Annotated in this window: 15 protein-coding genes and 1 pseudogene; 10 read left to right on the forward strand and 6 right to left on the reverse strand. The window is 64.9% G+C overall.

The features are described 5' to 3' along the window. Positions 1-133: 133 nt before the first annotated feature. The 3 genes and pseudogenes from pcsA (at position 134) to D6B98_RS14110 (ending at position 2101) form a co-directional block, all read left to right on the forward strand. Positions 134-901, forward strand: a complete 768-nt coding sequence (gene pcsA / locus D6B98_RS14100; RefSeq protein WP_164718591.1) for a phosphatidylcholine synthase — start codon at positions 134-136, stop codon at positions 899-901. Then, positions 898-1047: pseudogene (locus tag D6B98_RS14105) on the forward strand (TerC family protein); the annotation flags it as partial. The gene pcsA and the pseudogene D6B98_RS14105, both read left to right, overlap by 4 nt. 79 nt (positions 1048-1126) lie before the next feature. Next, a complete protein-coding gene (locus tag D6B98_RS14110) occupies positions 1127-2101 on the forward strand; it encodes a quinone oxidoreductase family protein (RefSeq protein WP_126257602.1) in 975 nt (324 codons plus the stop codon). 165 nt (positions 2102-2266) lie between these two features. Here D6B98_RS14110 and D6B98_RS14115 read toward each other — a convergent pair whose 3' ends face one another. Further along, positions 2267-3457 carry an acetylornithine transaminase gene (locus D6B98_RS14115; protein ID WP_126257603.1) on the reverse strand — a complete coding sequence of 397 codons (1191 nt, stop codon included), beginning with the start codon at positions 3455-3457 and terminating at the stop codon, positions 2267-2269. Positions 3458-3725: 268 nt separating this feature from the next. Further along, positions 3726-4364, reverse strand: a complete 639-nt coding sequence (locus D6B98_RS14120; protein WP_126257604.1) for a hypothetical protein — start codon at positions 4362-4364, stop codon at positions 3726-3728. A gap of 322 nt (positions 4365-4686) precedes the next feature. On the opposite strand from D6B98_RS14120, the gene D6B98_RS14125 reads away from it, so the two are divergent. Continuing rightward, complete coding sequence (locus D6B98_RS14125; protein ID WP_164718592.1) at positions 4687-5628, forward strand: hypothetical protein; 942 nt, start codon at positions 4687-4689, stop codon at positions 5626-5628. Positions 5629-5817: 189 nt separating this feature from the next. On the opposite strand, the gene rimO is transcribed toward D6B98_RS14125, so the two are convergent. Then, positions 5818-7137 carry a 30S ribosomal protein S12 methylthiotransferase RimO gene (rimO, locus tag D6B98_RS14135; protein WP_126257606.1) on the reverse strand — a complete coding sequence of 440 codons (1320 nt, stop codon included), beginning with the start codon at positions 7135-7137 and terminating at the stop codon, positions 5818-5820. Between the two features lie 261 nt (positions 7138-7398). Between rimO and D6B98_RS14140 the strand changes: the two genes are divergently transcribed. The 6 genes from D6B98_RS14140 to D6B98_RS14165 all read left to right on the forward strand — a co-directional run bounded on the left by D6B98_RS14140 (position 7399) and on the right by D6B98_RS14165 (position 14216). Further along, complete coding sequence (locus D6B98_RS14140; RefSeq protein ID WP_126257607.1) at positions 7399-7962, forward strand: hypothetical protein; 564 nt, start codon at positions 7399-7401, stop codon at positions 7960-7962. Between the two features lie 279 nt (positions 7963-8241). Then, the gene (locus D6B98_RS14145; protein ID WP_126257608.1) at positions 8242-8832 is read left to right on the forward strand and encodes an ANTAR domain-containing response regulator; all 591 of its coding nucleotides are present in this window, start codon (positions 8242-8244) and stop codon (positions 8830-8832) included. Continuing rightward, positions 8829-9992, forward strand: coding sequence for a CmpA/NrtA family ABC transporter substrate-binding protein (locus tag D6B98_RS14150; protein ID WP_126257609.1), 1164 nt, complete (start codon positions 8829-8831; stop codon positions 9990-9992). Before D6B98_RS14145 ends, D6B98_RS14150 begins: the two co-directional genes overlap by 4 nt. 334 nt (positions 9993-10326) lie before the next feature. Further along, the gene (locus D6B98_RS14155; protein WP_126257610.1) at positions 10327-12108 is read left to right on the forward strand and encodes a NirA family protein; all 1782 of its coding nucleotides are present in this window, start codon (positions 10327-10329) and stop codon (positions 12106-12108) included. Then, on the forward strand, positions 12105-13715 hold the full coding sequence (locus D6B98_RS14160) for a sulfite reductase subunit alpha (protein ID WP_126257611.1): 1611 nt from the start codon (positions 12105-12107) through the stop codon (positions 13713-13715). The genes D6B98_RS14155 and D6B98_RS14160 overlap by 4 nt, the downstream gene beginning before the upstream one ends. Before the next feature lie 348 nt (positions 13716-14063). Next, positions 14064-14216: a hypothetical protein gene (locus tag D6B98_RS14165; protein WP_035677849.1), complete on the forward strand. Its 153-nt coding sequence runs from the start codon at positions 14064-14066 to the stop codon at positions 14214-14216. 147 nt (positions 14217-14363) lie between these two features. Here D6B98_RS14165 and D6B98_RS14170 read toward each other — a convergent pair whose 3' ends face one another. Genes D6B98_RS14170 through pxpB form a run of 3 tightly spaced genes read right to left on the reverse strand, consistent with a single transcriptional unit; the run spans position 14364 to position 16928 of the window. Further along, positions 14364-15131 carry a LamB/YcsF family protein gene (locus D6B98_RS14170; protein ID WP_126257612.1) on the reverse strand — a complete coding sequence of 256 codons (768 nt, stop codon included), beginning with the start codon at positions 15129-15131 and terminating at the stop codon, positions 14364-14366. A gap of 31 nt (positions 15132-15162) precedes the next feature. Beyond that, positions 15163-16200, reverse strand: coding sequence for a 5-oxoprolinase subunit C family protein (locus tag D6B98_RS14175; RefSeq protein WP_126257613.1), 1038 nt, complete (start codon positions 16198-16200; stop codon positions 15163-15165). Further along, positions 16197-16928, reverse strand: coding sequence for a 5-oxoprolinase subunit PxpB (gene pxpB, locus D6B98_RS14180; protein WP_126257614.1), 732 nt, complete (start codon positions 16926-16928; stop codon positions 16197-16199). The genes D6B98_RS14175 and pxpB overlap by 4 nt, the downstream gene beginning before the upstream one ends. Between the last annotated feature and the right edge of the window lie 43 nt (positions 16929-16971).

The raw sequence follows: 16971 nt of genomic DNA on the forward strand, positions 1-16971 counted from the left end.
ACGCCCGGCGGCAAATTCAAGCTCAAGTCTCTCGGCTGTCATTCCGGGAGCGCCTGACGGTGCGGCCGCAGCCAGTTCAACCGTTAACCGATTTCGCCTGATTTTACGGTCCATCATGCGACGGCGCGCCGCAATGGCGGATGTGCAAATCGGCCTCATTCTGATAGCAGAAGTCATGGATAGCCAAGAGGATTCCCTGAAGCCCACGCCCGCGATCCGCGCCGCGGCCTTCTCGGTGCACATCTTCACCGCGTTCGGCGCGGCACTCGCGCTGCTGGCGATGCTGGAAGCCGTGCGCGAGCACTGGGCGGCGATGTTTCAATGGCTGGGCGTCGCCCTGATCATCGACGCGATCGACGGTCCGATCGCGCGCCGGCTCGACGTCAAGAACGTGCAGCCGAACTGGTCGGGCGACGTGCTCGATCTCGTGGTCGACTTCGTCACCTATGTGTTCGTGCCGGCCTATGCGATCGTGGCCAGCGGCCTGTTGCTGCCCGTCGCAGCTCCCTTGCTCGGCATCGCGATCATCGTCACCAGCGCATTATATTTCGCCGATTTGCGCATGAAGGCGGATGACAATCATTTTCGCGGCTTCCCGGCACTGTGGAATGCGGCGGCGTTCTATCTGTTCCTGCTGCACTGGCCGCCGCTGTGGTCGACGCTGCTGGTGACCGCGCTGGTCGTGCTGACCTTCGTGCCGTTCCACGTGCTGCATCCGGTTCGCGTCGTGCGGCTGCGCTGGCTGACGATGTCGCTGATTGCGATCTGGGCGGTGCTCGGCCTCTACGTGCTGGAGATGGACTTTCGCGTCGGCACCGGCGTCACCATCGCGCTCTGCGCCATCGCGCTCTGGATCAGCTTCAGCGACGCCTTGATCCGCCTCGTCAGATCCTTCGCATGATGCACTTGCTGACCAGCCCCGAAGCCTCGGCGGCGCTGCTGACATTGACCGCGCTCGAGATCGTGCTCGGCATCGACAACGTCATTTTCATATCGGTGATCGTCTCGCGCATCCCCGAGAAGCAGGCGCACCGCGCCCGCCGGGTTTAGGCGTTCCAGCTGCCATCGAGTTGACAAGGCGGGCGCGATGCCTTTCGCTTGCGCCCTGGAGAAGAGGAATCAGGCGATGACCAAAGCGGTCCGTGTGCACAAGGTCGGGGGGCCCGAGGCTCTGGTCTATGAGAGCGTCGACGTGCCGGCGCCCGGTCCCGGCGAGGTGCGGATCCGCCAGCACGCGGTCGGCCTGAACTTCATCGACGTCTACTACCGCACCGGCCTCTACAAGGCGCCGGGGCTGCCCTTCATCGCCGGCAACGAGGCCTCGGGCGAGGTGATCGCGGTCGGGCCAGGCGTTACAAATTTTCATCCCGGCGACCGCGTCGCCTACTATCACAATCTCGGCGCCTATACCGGCGAGCGCAACATCCCCTGGGAAAAGCTGGTCAAGCTGCCCGACCACATCACCCACGAGCAGGGGGCGGTGCTGATGCTGAAGGGGCTGACCGTCTGGTACCTCCTGCACAAGACTTTCAAGATCGAGCCGCATCACCGCGTGCTGATCCATGCCGCCGCCGGCGGCATTGGCTTGCTCGCCTGCCAGTGGGCGAGGGCGCTCGGCGCCCATGTCATCGGCACGGTCGGCTCGCGCGAGAAGGCCGAGCTCGCCGAGGCCAATGGCTGCGATCACGTCATCCTCTACAACGAGGAGGATTTCGTCGCGCGCGTCAAGCAGATCAGCCGCAACGAGGGCTGCGACGTCGTCTATGACGGCGTCGGCAAGGCGACCTTCCCGGGCTCGCTGTCCTGCCTGAAGCCGCGCGGCATGTTCGTCTCGTTCGGCAACGCGTCAGGTCCGGTGCCGCCATTCGCGATCGCCGAGCTCAACAATCACGGCTCGCTGTTCGCGACGCGGCCGAAGCTCAACGATTACATCGGCACGCGCAAGGAGCTGCTGGAAGGCGCCGACACGCTGTTTGCTGCTGTCATCAACGGCAAGCTGCACGTGCCGATCAATCACGCCTACGCGCTCAAGGACGCCGCGAAAGCGCATATCGATCTCGAAAGCCGCAAGACCACGGGCGCTTCGATCCTGAAGCCGTAGGACTTTCGTCGTCATCCGCATCTGTGTCCCGGACAAGCTGCAACGCGCACGCGTTGCGGCGCAGAGCCGGGACCCAGAAGCACCGCACGATGCGCAGAGATGGGCCCCGGCTCTGCAGCGCACCGCCGAAGTGGCGCTGCGCTGCGTCCGGGGCACGAGACAGCCCTACGCCACCCGCCGTGCCGCGCCGGCCTTGGTCAGGATCCCGTCGAGACAATCGATCATCTCGGCGATCTCCGCCTTCGCGACGTTGAGTGCCGGCATGAAGCGCAACGTGTCGACCTGCGGCGCGTTCAGGAGCACGCCGGCCTCGAACGCCTGCGCGACGATGCCGGGCGCGATCGGCAGCTTGAGGTCGAGCGCGAGCAACAGGCCGCGTCCCCGCACGCCGCCGAGGCCGTGCCGTGCCGAGACCTTCTGCAGCTCGCTTTCGAGCAGCAGGCCGGTCTCGGCGACCTGTTTGAGGAAGTCCGGCTTGCCGACCTCCTCGAGCACCGCAAGGCCCGCGGCGCACATGATCGGGTTGCCGTTGAACGTGCCGCCCTGGTCGCCGTGCTCGAAGCAGGAGGCGCGTTCGGTCGCGAGCAGCGCTGCGAGCGGGACGCCGCCGCCGATGCCCTTGCCGAGCGTCATGATGTCGGGCGAGATGCCCGTGTGCTCGTAGTGGAAGAGTTTTCCGGTCCGGCCCATGCCGGTCTGGATCTCGTCGAAAATGAGCAGCAGGCCGTGCGCCTCGGTCAGCGTGCGCAGCTGCTGCAGGAACGCATCGGTTGCCGGCCAGACGCCTGATTCACCCTGGATCGGCTCGAGCATCACCGCGACGGTGTTGTCGTTGATCAGCTTCTCGACCGAGGCGATGTCGTTGAGCTTGGCCTTCTTGAAGCCGGCGACCTTCGGCTCGAACAGCGGCTCGAACGCTTTCTTGCCCGAGGCCGACATCGTCGCCAGCGTCCTGCCGTGGAAGCCGCCTTCGAAGCTGATGATCTCGAATGCGCCGCCCTTGTGCAGGCTGCCATATTTGCGCGCGAGCTTGATCGCGCCCTCGTTGGCTTCGGCGCCGGAATTGGCAAAGAACACCTGGTCGAACGCGCTGGCTGCGACCAGCGCCTCGGCCAGCTTCAGGCTCGGCTCGTTGTAGAATGCCGGGCTCGGCGTCAGCAACCGCTTGGCCTGCGAAGCCAGCGCGTCGGCGACCGCGGGCGGGGAATGACCGAGGCAGTTGACGGCCCAGCCCTGCACGAAGTCGAGATAGCGCTTGCGGCCGTCGTCCCAGAGGTAGGAGCCGGCGCCGCGGACGAACACGGCTTTCGGCCGTGCGGTGATGTCCATCAGCGCGTCGTACGGATGCGTCGTCATGTCGAACTCCTCTGGAGGCGGGTGGAAAACGGGCGCAAAAAGCAGAAAGGCCGCACCTTGCGGGTGCGGCCTTCTCGAAAACTTCGGCTGAATTTTAGTGGTTCAGCGGCGTCGTCGGACATGGCGCACCCTCTCATCGTCGCGGGAGCGACGACGGAGCATGGTGGTGCGCTGGTTGGTCCGGTTGATCATGGGGCGCGTCCGTACAGCCGAATGGCAGGGCTTGTCAAGCGGGCGTTTTGCCGAACACCCGCCTCGCGTGCATCGGTCAGGTGAGGTGGGCGGCTTCCTCGGCATCCTCCTCGCCCCAATCCGCGTCCGCAATCGCGGTGTCCAAGAGCTCGCCGCGCATCAGCTTGAGCGGCGATCTCCAGTACAGCGCGATGTTGTGGAAGGGGTCGGTCAGCACCTTGAACGACCAGACCAGGCCGGTCGTGAGGTCGCGCGTGACGAAGAGCTGGAGCATGCGGGCAAGGCCGCCGCCGATGCCGATCGCGAGCCAGAGCGTGCCGACGTGCCGGATGAAGTCGAGACGCCCGGCCGGCGGATCGAAAACTCCGAACAGCGCCGGATGGAAATACAGCGCGATCGGCGCGCTGCCCCATACCAACAGCAGGATGATCTTGCGGGTCTGGTTGTAGCCGACCTTGATCGCTTCCTTGTACTCGTTGCTGACGTCGTTGACGGCGTCATAGCCGTTCGGCTCGAAGAAGAAATGCCCGGTCTGCCGCGTCAGCATCGCAAGCCAGCCGACGATGCCGGCGAGTGCGGGGTCAACGAACAGCAGCGCGTAGCAGAACAGGAAGATCGCGGCGCTGAAGAGGTGCAGCGTCTGGTTGACGGTGCTCTGGTGGTAGAAGCGGTAATCGTCGAAGCGCTGTGTGCGCAGCATGCCCGAGAGGCTCATCCTCGTTCCTCGCTCGCGTTGAAAAGCGCGGGCAGAGTTAGGCCGAGTCCGTGACCTCTGCGTGAATGCACTATAGTGTCACAATACGCTCCGCGTAGCGCCGCGGCAGCCGAGACGACGAAGCGTGCGAGCGAGGCCGATGCGGTCATCGGGCGGGCATAGTCCGCTCCCGGATACCGCTGGTTTCCCGTCATTTCATTGTCGCGCCCGCAGAAACCATCGCGTCGCTGGCGCGTTTGTGATCGAGGTACGCGAATTGGTTCGAACCGGATGCAACTCGGCTCAGACCAAGAGGGGCGGGACCAACGAGACAGTTTCAGCCTTGTCCGATACGCCTTATCCAATCGATCTCGACAGCGTTCGCGGCGCATTTCCGCCGGGCATCGAAGCGCCTCCGCTGCTGGTCGACTTTGCCGCCTGGCTCGACGGGCGCCCGTGGGGCAGCGTCGGCTGTTTTTCGCTGCAAGGCCAGTTCTCCGATCACGCGCCGATCATCGACGGCAGTCCCTTGCGGGACAGGTTTTCGCTGTTCATGCGGCTGCCGGACGGTTCGGCCGTCGGTGGCTGGTACGGCGCAGGTCTCGACCGCGACAATCCGCCGATCGTCGGGCTGGGGTCGGAGGGCGATTACGAATTGCTGGCGCCGAGCCTCGACGGCCTGCTCGCCAAACTGACATCGCAACAATTCGACGACACCTGGAGCGATCTGAAGCCGTGCGAGGAGGTGGAGTGCCAGACGGTCGAGCTCGCGCAATGGCTCGCCGGACGGCCGCAGGGCGAGCCGACAGCGGCCGAGGAAATGTCGTCGGAGCTGCCCGACTTCCGCGGTTTCATGGAGAAGTGGAGCCGGGAGCGGGAGGACTATTGGGCCAATCATCGGCTGATGGCCGAGCTCGGCTGGCGGCTCGCGGCGCATCTGCCCAAGGGCAAGAAGCCCTGGGACCAGACCCGCTTCGAGGTCGCGATCGTCGGCGCGCAGTACGAAGCGCGCGTGCTCTCGCGCGGGCCGCAGCCGTTCGAAGAGGCCGCATCGATCGAGTCTCTGCTGCGCGATCTGCGCGAGGAGATGCGCCGTGCGCAGCCCGAGCTTGGGCTGTGGTACGCGATGAATTTCGGCCTCCATGCCGACGGCCGCGTCATGCCGAGCTTCGCATACGATGTCCGCCCGACCATCGACGGCGAGCCGGCGCTGCTGTCCGAAGCCAAGGCCGATCTCGCCCGTGCCCCGCGCCCCGAGCGCTGGGTGCCGAAATGGCTGGTGTGAAGTTGTAGCCCGAGCAGTGGTCCGCTCCCTCTCCCGCTTGCCGGGAGAGGGGTGGGGAGAGGGCTCTATCCACAATGAGACTCCCGATGAGGACAAAGCCCTCACCCGGCGCTTCGCGCCGACCTCTCCCGCAAGCGGGAGAGGTTGCAGCAACCTCGCGGCGAGACCGATCGCAACAGCGAGGTGCCGTCAGAACCCCGCGACGCTGCCGTGCAGGTCGTACTGATCGGCGCGCTCGATCTTGGCGGTGACGATCTCGCCGACGCGCAAGGGGCGGCGGCTCGTCAGGTACACCGCGCCGTCGATCTCCGGCGCATCGGCCTTGGAGCGACCCTTGGCGACGGTCGGTCCGACCTCGTCGATGATGATCTGCTGGCGCGTGCCGACTTTGCGCTTCAGCCGGCGCGCGGAGATCTTCTGCTGGCGGGCCATCAGCGCATTGTAGCGCTCCTGCTTGACCTCTTCCGGCACCGGGTTCTCGATCGCGTTCGAGGTGGCGCCGGCGACCGGCTCGTATTTGAAGCAGCCAAGGCGGTCGATCTCAGCCTCATCGAGCCAGTCGAGCAGATAGGCGAAGTCGGCATCGGTCTCGCCGGGGAAGCCGACGATGAAGGTCGAGCGCAAAGCGAGATCGGGACATTCCTCGCGCCAGCGCTTGATCCGCGCCAAGGTCTTGTCCTGCGCCGCCGGACGCTTCATCGCCTTCAGCACCTCGGGGCTTGCATGCTGGAACGGGATGTCGAGATAGGGCAGCACCTTGCCCTCGTTCATCAGCGCGATGACCTCGTCGACATGCGGGTAGGGGTAGACGTATTGCAGCCGCACCCAGGCGCCCAGCTCGCCGAGCTCGCGCGCGAGGTCCAAAAATTTGGCGCGGACCTGGCGGTCCTTCCACGGGCTCTCGGCATATTTGAGATCGACGCCGTAGGCCGAGGTGTCCTGCGAGATCACCAGCAGCTCCTTGACGCCGGCGCCGACCAGGCGCTCGGCCTCGCGCAGCACGTCATTGGCCGGGCGCGAGACCAGGTCGCCGCGCAGCTTCGGGATGATGCAGAAGGTGCAGCGGTTGTTGCAGCCCTCGGAGATCTTCAAGTACGCGTAATGGCGCGGCGTCAGCTTGATGCCGTGCGGTGGCACCAGGTCGAGATGCGGATTGTGCGCAGGCGGCAGCGCGCGGTGCACGGCATCGAGCACGCTCTCATATTGCTGTGGGCCGGTGATGGAGAGCACGCCGGGATAGGCCTGCTCGATCGCTTCCGGTTCCGCGCCCATGCAGCCGGTCACGATCACCTTGCCGTTCTCGGCCATGGCCTCGCCGATCGCCGAAAGCGATTCCTGCTTGGCGCTGTCGAGGAAGCCGCAGGTGTTGACGATGACGATGTCGGCGCCGTCATGCCTGCGGGCGAGCTCATAACCCTCGGCGCGCAGGCGCGTGATGATGCGCTCGGAATCCACCAAAGCCTTGGGGCAGCCGAGTGATGTGAATGAAATACGCGGCGCTCTGTCCATAATCGCCTGGAGCCTATCTGAATTGTCTGGATTTGCGATCCAACTAATTGAACCGATGACGAAATTCAACAACTAACGTATGCGGCGCGACAGCAGTACTCGCGGTACTTGACCTGCACTCGGAAAGATACGGACTGACTGAGGTTCCTGATCTGGAGGCTCATTCGGATCGAGCGAGTGGAGGAGCCGAGATGAATTGCTCGAATCTGCACGTTTTAGTTGTTATTCTGTTTCTTGGCTATTCCACGGAGCTTAACTGCGATGCGCAGATTCATCTTCGGCTTGGCTTTCGCTACCGTTTCCTATGGCGCTATGTTTCCGGCGCGAGCTGAAGTCGACAAGATCATCCATGTCTGCGATCGGCAAGAACGATTGTGTCCGGAATTCAGGCCACGCGTGATAGCGCCTGATGGGTGGGTGAGGGACGAGGCCGCGAGCCTTAAGTACGGCGCATCGATGTTCGTGCCTAACGGGAAGAACTTCGGTGACGCAGAAGCAATCATCTATGCCGAAGGCCGCTACAACAAGGGCCGGACCAAATTGGTTCAGTGGGTCGCTGCCAGTGATCGGGATTGGGCAACGACATCCGGCAAGAATGCAAAGATCGTCAAGCTTCCCTCGGTCAACCCTAAGGTCATCATCAACCGCTACGACAATCCGTCCCTGAAGGACCAGCCGATCGAAGTGATCGCGCATTACGCCGATCTCGACAAGGACGGCAACACCTACGTCGTGCGGCTAGCGGTCTCCGGCCGCAATGAGGCGGCGGTGCTGGCCACCGTGCCTCTTCTCGAAAATATGATCGTTGGCGCTAAGATTCCCTGAGAGCATGAGTTCCGCTTCGCAGCCGAAAGCTGAAGTCTTGCCTTAAAGAGTACACGACGGCTTGCGCGAGCATTTTCTTGCGAGCGGGCGGTACGGAAAGTTTACATCGTTGTCTCAGGCATACCCGAGCGACACGAAGCTGACCTTGGGCGCAGCCGTCTGATCCATATCCAAATCTGCCTGATTGACCGGCCTCAGCTAGTCCCAATTGCCCACAATTACAACCCTTTGCAGGGCGATCCGGCGTGCTATGGATGAAGCACCTGCCGTGAGTGAGCTATGAGCGCCGAACAGTCGCCCAAAATCGTGATCGTCGACGAAAGCCCGGTCAGGGCCGCGATCCTGCAGGAGGGATTGCGGGAGGCCGGATTCACGCAGGTCGTCCATATCAGCGAGATGCAGAGCCTGCTTGCCCGTATTTATGCGGTCGATCCCGACATCATCCTGATCGATCTGGAGAACCCCAGCCGCGACGTGCTGGAGGCGATGTTCCAGGTCAGCCGCGCCGTCAAACGGCCGATCGCGATGTTCGTGGATCAGAGCGATTCCGCCTCGATCCAGGCCTCGGTGGAGGCGGGGGTGTCCGCCTACATCGTCGACGGGCTGAAGAAGGAGCGCATCAAGCCGATCCTCGACCTCTGCGTGTCCCGCTTCAACGCCTTCGCCAAGCTCCAGGAGGAGCTCGATCGCACCAAGTCGCAGCTCGAGGACCGCAAGATCATCGAACGTGCCAAGGGCATCCTGATGAAGGTGAAAGGCCTGACCGAGGACGAGGCCTATGTGCTGCTGCGCTCCACCGCGATGCGCGAGAAGAAGAAAATCGGTGAGATCGCGCAGTCGATCATCACCGCCTCGGAGATGCTGAAATGACCGCCCCCCTTCGCATCGGGTTCATTCCGCTGGTCGATGCCGCCGCGCTGATCATCGCCGTCGACAAGGGATTTGCCGCCGCCGAAGGGCTCGACGTCGAGCTGGTGCGCGAGGTCTCCTGGTCCAATGTCCGCGACAAGCTCAATATCGGGCTGTTCGACGCCGCGCATCTTCTGGCGCCAGTGGCGATCGCGTCCTCGCTCGGGCTCGGCCACGTCAAGGTGCCGATCGCCGCGCCCTTCAATCTCGGCATCAACGGCAATGCGATCACGGTGTCGCCGGCGCTTCATGCCGCGCTGATGGAGCAGATCGACGGCGACCGTTTCGATCCGATGGTGACGGCGAAAGCACTGGCGAAGGTGGTTGCCATCAGGCGCAAGCTGGGTGCCGAGCCGCTGACCTTCGGCATGACCTTCCCGTTCTCGACCCACAATTATCAATTGCGGTTCTGGATGGCCGCGGCCGGTGTCGATCCGGACGAGGACGTGCGCCTCGTGGTGTTGCCGCCGCCCTACATGGTCGACAGCCTCGCCAATGGCCATGTCGATGCGTTCTGCGTCGGTGCGCCCTGGAACTCGATCGCGGTCGATCTCGGCATCGGTCACATCCTGCATTTCGTCTCCGACATCCTCGACCGCGCCGCCGAGAAGGTGTTGGCGGTTCGTCAGGTCTGGGCCGACAAGCATCCGGACGTGGTCGCTAGCCTGGTGCGTGCGGCGGTGAAGGCGGCCGAGTTCATCGAGAACCCGGCGAACCTGACCGAGGCGGCGCAGATCCTGGCGCAGCCCGAGCGGATCGGGGTCGATGCCGAGGTCATCCAGCGCACCTTGACCGGACGCCTGAAGATTTCTCCTGACGGCACGTTGCGCGAAAGCGGCCGCTATCTGCTGGTGGGGCGGGAAGGGGCAGGGCGCCCCGATCCGGTCCAGGCCGCCTGGCTCTATGCGCAGATGGTGCGTTGGGGGCAGACGGTACTGACGCCCGAGGGCGTCAAGACGGCGATGGCCGTGTTCAGGCCCGATTTGTACGACGCGGCCCTCGGCCGCCGGCCGCCCGAGCCGCCTGCCGCGGCGTTCGGCGCTTTCGCCGGCCCGGTCTTCGATCCCGCCAACATCCGGGGGCATCTCGAGGCCTTCGAGGTAGGACGCTGGCGAACCTGATTCGACCTGCATCGTTTTTGAGCATGCAGATTTATTGCCCAAATGTTGGCCAGGGTGCACGAATTTCGTGAAAATGTACGACCCGGGATCTTCCGGGTGTGTGCGTAATCGGTTGTAAACGCAAAGCTTTCCATTTCCCCCAAGCTGGCACGCAACTTGAATATTGCAGTGCGGCCAGCTTGTCACAGATGCCTGCTGAGCCGAGTCCCGCAGCAACGAAGCTGATCGGACCGCTGGGGTAGCGAAGCCGGCTCTTGGAGCCAGCCTCGGTCCTCGCGGGTCGCGCAATATCCGTCGATGCCACCAGGTGGCCGCAGGAGCTTCGTTACCGACCATGAAAATCGATACGCTCTCAGTCGACTTTACCGACGAGCAGAAACGCTATCTCGAAGGCTTCACGACCGGTCTGCAGATCAGCCGGGTCGGGCGCGGTCTGGGCGGCGGCGCCGGCAAGGCGAATGCCGAGCCTGTTGGTCCCGATGCCGTGCACATCAAGGCGCAGGACAAGGTGATCGCGGCGGGCAAGAAGCTCGCCGACCAGGAGAAGTTCAAGCGCGACGAGCATCCCTTCGACGCCTATCCGCGGCTGCGCCAGCAGGCGCTCGATAATGCGCCGCCGAGCCCGGCGGACAATTTCCGCTGGCGCTATTACGGCATCTTCTACGTCGCGCCGACGCAGGACTCCTACATGTGCCGCCTGCGCATTCCGAACGGCATCATGAAGCACTGGCAGCTGTCGGGCCTTGCCGATCTCGCCGATGAGCTCTGCGGCCCCTATAGCCATGTCACGACCCGCGCCAATCTCCAGCTCCGCGAGATACCGCCGAAGCATGCGGTGAAGCTGCTCGAGGGCATCCAGGAGCTCGGCCTGTGCTCGCGCGGCTCCGGCGCCGACAACATCCGCAACGTGACGGGAACGCCGACGGCCGGCATCGATCCGCAAGAGATCCTCGACACGCGGCCCTATGCGCGCGAGTGGCACTACCACATCCTCAACGACCGCTCGCTCTACGGCCTGCCGCGCAAGTTCAACGTCGCCTTTGACGGGGCCGGCAGGATCGCGGTGCTAGAGGAGACCAACGACATCGCGTTCACGGCGTATGAGGTGAAGGACGGTTTTGGTGTCGAGCCGGGTGTCTGGTTCCGCCTCGGCCTCGGCGGCATCACCGGCCACAAGGACTTTGCAAAATATTCCGGCATCATCGTCAAGCCGGAGCAGGCGACCGCCGTCGCCGACGCCATCGTGCGTGTGTTCATCGACCATGGCGACCGCACCAACCGCAACAAGGCACGGCTGAAATACGTGCTCGACGCGATGGGCCATGACGGCTTCCTCAAGCTGGTCGAGGAGCGGCTGAAGACGCCGTTCACGCGCGTGCCGGAGGAGGCGTTCGCGCCGCGGCCGGCCGCCGACCGCATGGCGCATGTCGGCGTGCACAAGCAGAAGCAGGTCGGTCTCAACTGGATCGGCGTGTCGCTGACGCTCGGCAAGCTGACAAGCGACCAGATGCGGGGGCTGGCCAAGGTTTCGCACGACCTCGGCGACGGCGAGATCCGGCTGACGGTCTGGCAGAACCTGCTGATATCGGGCGTGCGCGACGAGAACGTCGAGCTTGCCATTGCGGCGATCAAGCAGATCGGGCTCGCGGTCGAGGCCTCGCACATCCGCGCCGGCCTGATCGCCTGCACCGGCAATGCCGGCTGCCGCTTCGCCGCGGCGAATACCAAGCGCCACGCCGCCGAGATCGGCGATTGGTGCGAGCCGCGCGTCGCGATGGACAAGCCGGTCAACATCCACGTCACCGGCTGCCATCATTCCTGCGCGCAGCATTACATCAGCGACATCGGCCTGATCGGCGCACGCGTGCCCGTCAACGAGGACGACACGGTCGAGGGTTATCACCTCTTCACCGGCGGCGGATTCGGCCCGGACGCCGACGTCGGACAGGAGGTCTATCACGACCTCAAGGCCGAGGACGCGCCGAAGACGGTCGAGGCGCTGCTCAAGGCCTATATCGCCCATCGCTCGTCGTCTGACGAAACCTTCCTTTCCTTCGCGCGCCGCCATGACGGCGAGACGCTGCGCAAGCTTGCCGATGCACAGGTGTCCGCATGAACCAGATCACTCCTCCGCCCAGGCTCGATATCATTCCCGCCAGTGCACCGTTCTCCGATGCGCAGCGCTCCTGGCTGAACGGTTTCTTTGCCGGGCTGCTGTCGCCGGACGTCGCCGCGCCGCTGTCGGCCGAGCAGGGCGCCGCCGTCATGCAAGGTGCGGCCGGCGACGGTGACGACGGCGAAGCGCCCTGGCATGACCAGACCATGCCGATCGCCGAGCGGATGAAGCTCGCCGAGGGACGGCCGGTGCGCCGCAAGATGATGGCGGCGATGGCGCAGCAGGATTGCGGCCAGTGCGGCTACAATTGCCACGATTATTCGGAAGCGATCGCGAGCCGCAGCGAAGCGCGGCTCAACCTCTGTGTCCCCGGCGGCAAGGAAACCGCGCGGATGCTGAAGTCGCTCTACGAGGAGCTCGACAAGGCCCCGGCGGCCAAGGCGGCGGACAAGCCGGACGCTCCGGCGCCGGCCGTGACGGTGACGATCGCGGAGCCGGGCCGCTCACGCGACAATCCTGTGCCTGCGACCTTCCTGTCGCGCCGCCTGCTCAACAAGGGGAAGTCGGAGAAGGAAACCTATCACGTCGAGTTCGATCTCTCCGAGAGCAAGCTCGACTACGTCGTCGGCGACAGCTTTGGCGTGTTCGCGCGCAACGATGTCGGTCTCGTCGACCAGATCATCGCGCTGCTCGGTGCCTCCCACACCACCAAGGTGAACGGCAAGACGCTGCGCGAGGTGCTGATCGACGACGTCTCGCTGTCGCCGGCGCCCGACAGCCTGTTCGAGCTGATCTCCTTCATCACCGGCGGCGGGGCGCGCGAAAAGGCGCGGGCGCTGGCGCAGGGAGAGGACCCCGATGGCGATGCCGCTACCCTCGACGTCATGGCCGGGCTGCAGAAGTTTTCCGGCACGCGGCCGCACCCCGAGGCCTTCGTCGAGGCGCTCGAGCCGCTGCAGCCGCGGCTCTACTCGATCTCGTCGTCGCACAATGCGACGCCCGGAAAGCTGTCGCTGACCGTCGATTCCGTGCGCTACGTCATCGGCAAGCGCAAGCGCCTCGGGGTCGCCTCGACCTTCCTCGGCGAACGCATCAATGAGGGCGACAAGCTCAAGGTCTACGTGCAGAAGGCGCACGGTTTCGGCCTGCCGCAGGACCCCAAGACGCCGATCATCATGGTCGGTCCCGGCACCGGCATCGCGCCGTTCCGCGCCTTCCTGCTCGACCGCAAGGCGACCGGCGCGCCCGGCAAGAACTGGCTGTTCTTCGGCCATCAGCGCAGCGATTGCGACTTCTTCTACCAGGAGGAGCTCAATGCGATGAAGACCTCGGGTCTGCTCACGCGCATGTCGCTGGCCTGGTCGCGCGACGGCGAAAAGAAGTTCTACGTGCAGGACCGCATGCGGGAGGTCGGCCGCGAGCTGTGGACGTGGCTTGCCGAAGGCGCGCATTTCTACATCTGCGGCGATGCCAAGCGCATGGCCAAGGACGTCGAGCGCGCGCTGGTGGACATCGTCGCCCAATTCGGCGCACGTTCGACCGACGAGGCCGTCAGTTTCGTCGCCGAGCTCAAAAAGACCGGGCGCTTCCAGGCGGATGTCTATTAAGGCGCATGGGGGCAGGGGCGGGAAACCTGCTTCGATCTGCGCGGCGCCGTAGGGTGGGCAAAGGCGCGCCCTTCGCGCGCCGTGCCCACCATCTCTTCCTGATTGAGACAGGTGGTGGGCACGCTTCGCTTTGCCCACCCCTACGAGAGTTGCCGTTCCGCTATCATTTGGCGGGTTCCGACTGGCTCGGATTTGAACGAATAAGATTCTCGGAACCCGAGCCTTAAGAGAATTTACGTCTGCGAGAGGGCCGCCTCGAAGGAGGCGCATCGCTATTTGCGCCACCATCTTGCCTCCCGCCCTGGTTGATCCCTCATACTCCCGCAAATGGGGCGTTGGAGATCGACCATGCGCGAACTATCGGCGGAAGCCAGACTGCACTTCTACGCGCGCTCGCTCTCGCGGCAGACCCGGGCGAATGCCCATCATCTGGCGCTTTACAGCGCCTTTGCGGTCATCGCCGCGATCGTGTTCGGCACGCTCTCGGTGCATCCGTTTTAAAGCTCTCGTAGGGTGGGCAAAGGCGCACTCGCGCCGTGCCCACCATCTCTCAATATACAACTTCGGTTTGGTGGGCACGCTTCCGCCTTCGCTCTTCGAGCTACGGCGGACAAGTCGCTTTGCCCACCCTACGGCACCTTTCGTGCCTCACCCGCGCCTGAACGGCGCCACCTCGATCCCCGCCGCCTTCAACGCCTGACGCAAGGTCCGCGCGATCTCCACGGCGCCGTGCGTATCGCCATGGATGCAGACCGTGTCCGTGCGCATCTTGATCACCTTGCCGGTCACCGAGACCACCGCGCCGTCCTGCACCATGCGCACCACGCGCTCGGCGATCGCCTTGGCATCGTGCAGCACCGCGCCGGGCTTCTTGCGCGAGACGAGGTTGCCGTCGTCCTCATAGGCGCGATCGGCGAACACTTCGTGCACCATCGGCAGGTTGGCGTCTTCGCCGGCCTTCACCAGCTTCGAATTGGCGAGCACGACGAAGATCAGGCTGGGGTCGACCGCTTTGATGCCGGCGGCGATCGCCCTGGCGGTCATGTCGTCCTCGCAGGCGACGTTGGAGAGCGCGCCATGCGCCTTCACATGCGTGACCTTGTGGCCGGCCGCGGTCGCGATCGCCTGCAGTGCGCCGATCTGATAGGCGACGAGGTTCTCGATCTCGGAAGCCTTGAGGCCCGCGATCGGATGGCGGCCGAACCCGTGCAGGTCGCGATAGCCGGGATGCGCGCCGACCGAGACGCCGCGCGCCTTCGCCAGCTCCACCGTCCGGCGCATGATGTCGGGGTCGCCAGCATGGAAGCCGCAGGCGACGTTGACGGAGCTTGCCAGCTCGATCATGGCGGCGTCGTTGCCCATCTCCCACGCGCCGAAACCTTCGCCGAGGTCGCAATTGAGATCGATCGTCTTCATGGGTGCTCTCCGCCTCTGGTCTCGTTGTAGCTTACGGCTCGGCCGCGACCTGCCAAGTCCCTGCGTCCATGGCGCTCACCGCATAGCCCGCAACGTTGGCATCGCTGAGCGCCGCGATGTTGAGCGCGACGGTGTCGGAGGAGCGCAGGCGATCGGGCAGGCTGCGGATCAATTGCGCAAACCTGCGCGCCTCGTCCTGCGCCTCGGCCATGCTGACGGCCTTGAAGCGGAACGCGGTTCCCGCCGAGGTCTGGGCAAGACGGCCGACATCGGCCGTAATGACGGTTGCGATCTTCGGATAACCGCCGGAGGTGCCGCGATCCATCATCAGCGCGATCGGCGCACCGTTGCCGGGCACCTGGATGCTGCCGTTGACGGTGCCGTCGGAGACGATGTTGTGGCCGTGCAGATGCTTGATCGCGGGGCCTTCGAGCCGGTAGCCCATGCGGTCGGAGGTTGCCGAGATCTTCCACTCGCTGTCCAGGAACAGCGACTTGTTGGCCTCGTCGAACTCGTCGTCCTGCGGCCCCAGCAGAACCCGGATCGGGCCGCTCATCGGCTTCGGCAATTCGATGCGCAGCTCGCCTGCGCCGCTCGCGGCAGCGACGCTGAATTCGTCGCCGGCCTGGAGCGGGCGCGGGTAGGGGCTGCCAAGGCCGGCGCGGGCATTGACCGCGAGACTGCCGAACACGAGTTCGCCGGTGATGGCGCCTTCGATCGCGAGATAGGTGAAGGCGCCGCCGCGGGCAAAGCCCAGGGTCAGTGTCTCGCCGTCCTTCAGCGTCACTGACGTGTCCATGGCGACCGGGTTCCCGGCGACGTCAGCGTTGCGCGGCGCGCCTGAGATCGCCACGCGCACGGCGCCGTCACGGGCGGTGAAGGCGGCACCGAACGGGCCGATCTCGACGGCGGCCGCGAACGGCGCGTTGCCGACGAGCGTGTTCGCCGCGGCCAGCGACAGCCGATCCATCGCGCCGCTCACCGTCAGGCCGTAGCGCTGCGCACCGAGGCGGCCGCCGTCCTGGACGGAGCTTGCCGGGCCGATGCTGGCGACGACAAGCCGGCTCATGCGTCCACCTGCTCGGCAATGATCTCGCCGGCTTCCGCCGCGCGGTCCAGCTCCTCGAACGTCTTGTGGTCGATGGCGAAGAACGTCACGCGGTCGCCGGGTTCGGTCAGGAAGGTCGGATTGCGGTGGAGCTGATAGGTGCGCACCGGCGTGCGGCCGAGCAGATGCCAGCCGCTCGGCGCCGCCAGGCATTGGATTCCGGCCTGGACGCCGCCGATTGAGATCGTGCCGGCCGGCGTCAGCAGCCGCGGATTTTGCCGCCGCGACATATGCAGCGATTTGTCGAGGCCGCTGAGATAGGACCAGCCCGGCGTGAAGCCGATCATGGCGACCTTGTAGTCGCCGCCCGCATGCCGGGCGACGATGTCGTCCGGCGTGGTGTTCAGCGCCTTGGCGACATCCTCGAGGTCGATGCCGTGCTCGCCGCCATAGGCGACGGGAATGCGCCAGCGGCGCGCCTTGGTCACGGGCGGCGGCGGCTGGATCGCGATCGGAAGCAGCTTTTCGCCGAGCGCGTCGAAACCGATCTTGCAGGGGTCGTAGTGCACCAGCAGCGAGCGATAGGTCGGCACGGTCTCGGTGATGCCGTCGATGGGGCTTGCCGCGAGCGCTTTGTCCAGCGCCAGCACGCGCTGGTTGGCGTCCTCGTCGATGGTGCGGCTGAACTCGACCGTGACGGCGCTGTCGCCACTGGGCAGAAGGCGGGGCGGGGGAAGCGTCGCGGCCATTGAGCTGTCGAAGAGCTGTCGGAATCGGGCTTTGGAAAGCGCG

It is taken from the genome of Bradyrhizobium sp. LVM 105 (assembly GCF_003957705.1).
Taxonomy (GTDB): Bacteria; Pseudomonadota; Alphaproteobacteria; order Rhizobiales; family Xanthobacteraceae; genus Bradyrhizobium; species Bradyrhizobium frederickii.

Excerpts from the sequence above, each read along its gene's own strand:
- rimO (WP_126257606.1), bottom strand. The coding sequence starts at position 7,137 with ATGGACAGAGCGCCGCGTATTTCATTCACATCACTCGGCTGCCCCAAG.
- D6B98_RS14155 (WP_126257610.1), top strand. The coding sequence starts at position 10,327 with ATGAAAATCGATACGCTCTCAGTCGACTTTACCGACGAGCAGAAACGC.
- D6B98_RS14160 (WP_126257611.1), top strand. The coding sequence starts at position 12,105 with ATGAACCAGATCACTCCTCCGCCCAGGCTCGATATCATTCCCGCCAGT.
- D6B98_RS14120 (WP_126257604.1), bottom strand. The coding sequence starts at position 4,364 with ATGAGCCTCTCGGGCATGCTGCGCACACAGCGCTTCGACGATTACCGC.
- D6B98_RS14140 (WP_126257607.1), top strand. The coding sequence starts at position 7,399 with ATGCGCAGATTCATCTTCGGCTTGGCTTTCGCTACCGTTTCCTATGGC.
- D6B98_RS14110 (WP_126257602.1), top strand. The coding sequence starts at position 1,127 with ATGACCAAAGCGGTCCGTGTGCACAAGGTCGGGGGGCCCGAGGCTCTG.
- D6B98_RS14145 (WP_126257608.1), top strand. The coding sequence starts at position 8,242 with ATGAGCGCCGAACAGTCGCCCAAAATCGTGATCGTCGACGAAAGCCCG.
- D6B98_RS14115 (WP_126257603.1), bottom strand. The coding sequence starts at position 3,457 with ATGACGACGCATCCGTACGACGCGCTGATGGACATCACCGCACGGCCG.
- D6B98_RS14150 (WP_126257609.1), top strand. The coding sequence starts at position 8,829 with ATGACCGCCCCCCTTCGCATCGGGTTCATTCCGCTGGTCGATGCCGCC.
- D6B98_RS14170 (WP_126257612.1), bottom strand. The coding sequence starts at position 15,131 with ATGAAGACGATCGATCTCAATTGCGACCTCGGCGAAGGTTTCGGCGCG.
- pxpB (WP_126257614.1), bottom strand. The coding sequence starts at position 16,928 with ATGGCCGCGACGCTTCCCCCGCCCCGCCTTCTGCCCAGTGGCGACAGC.
- D6B98_RS14165 (WP_035677849.1), top strand. The coding sequence starts at position 14,064 with ATGCGCGAACTATCGGCGGAAGCCAGACTGCACTTCTACGCGCGCTCG.
- D6B98_RS14175 (WP_126257613.1), bottom strand. The coding sequence starts at position 16,200 with ATGAGCCGGCTTGTCGTCGCCAGCATCGGCCCGGCAAGCTCCGTCCAG.
- pcsA (WP_164718591.1), top strand. The coding sequence starts at position 134 with ATGGCGGATGTGCAAATCGGCCTCATTCTGATAGCAGAAGTCATGGAT.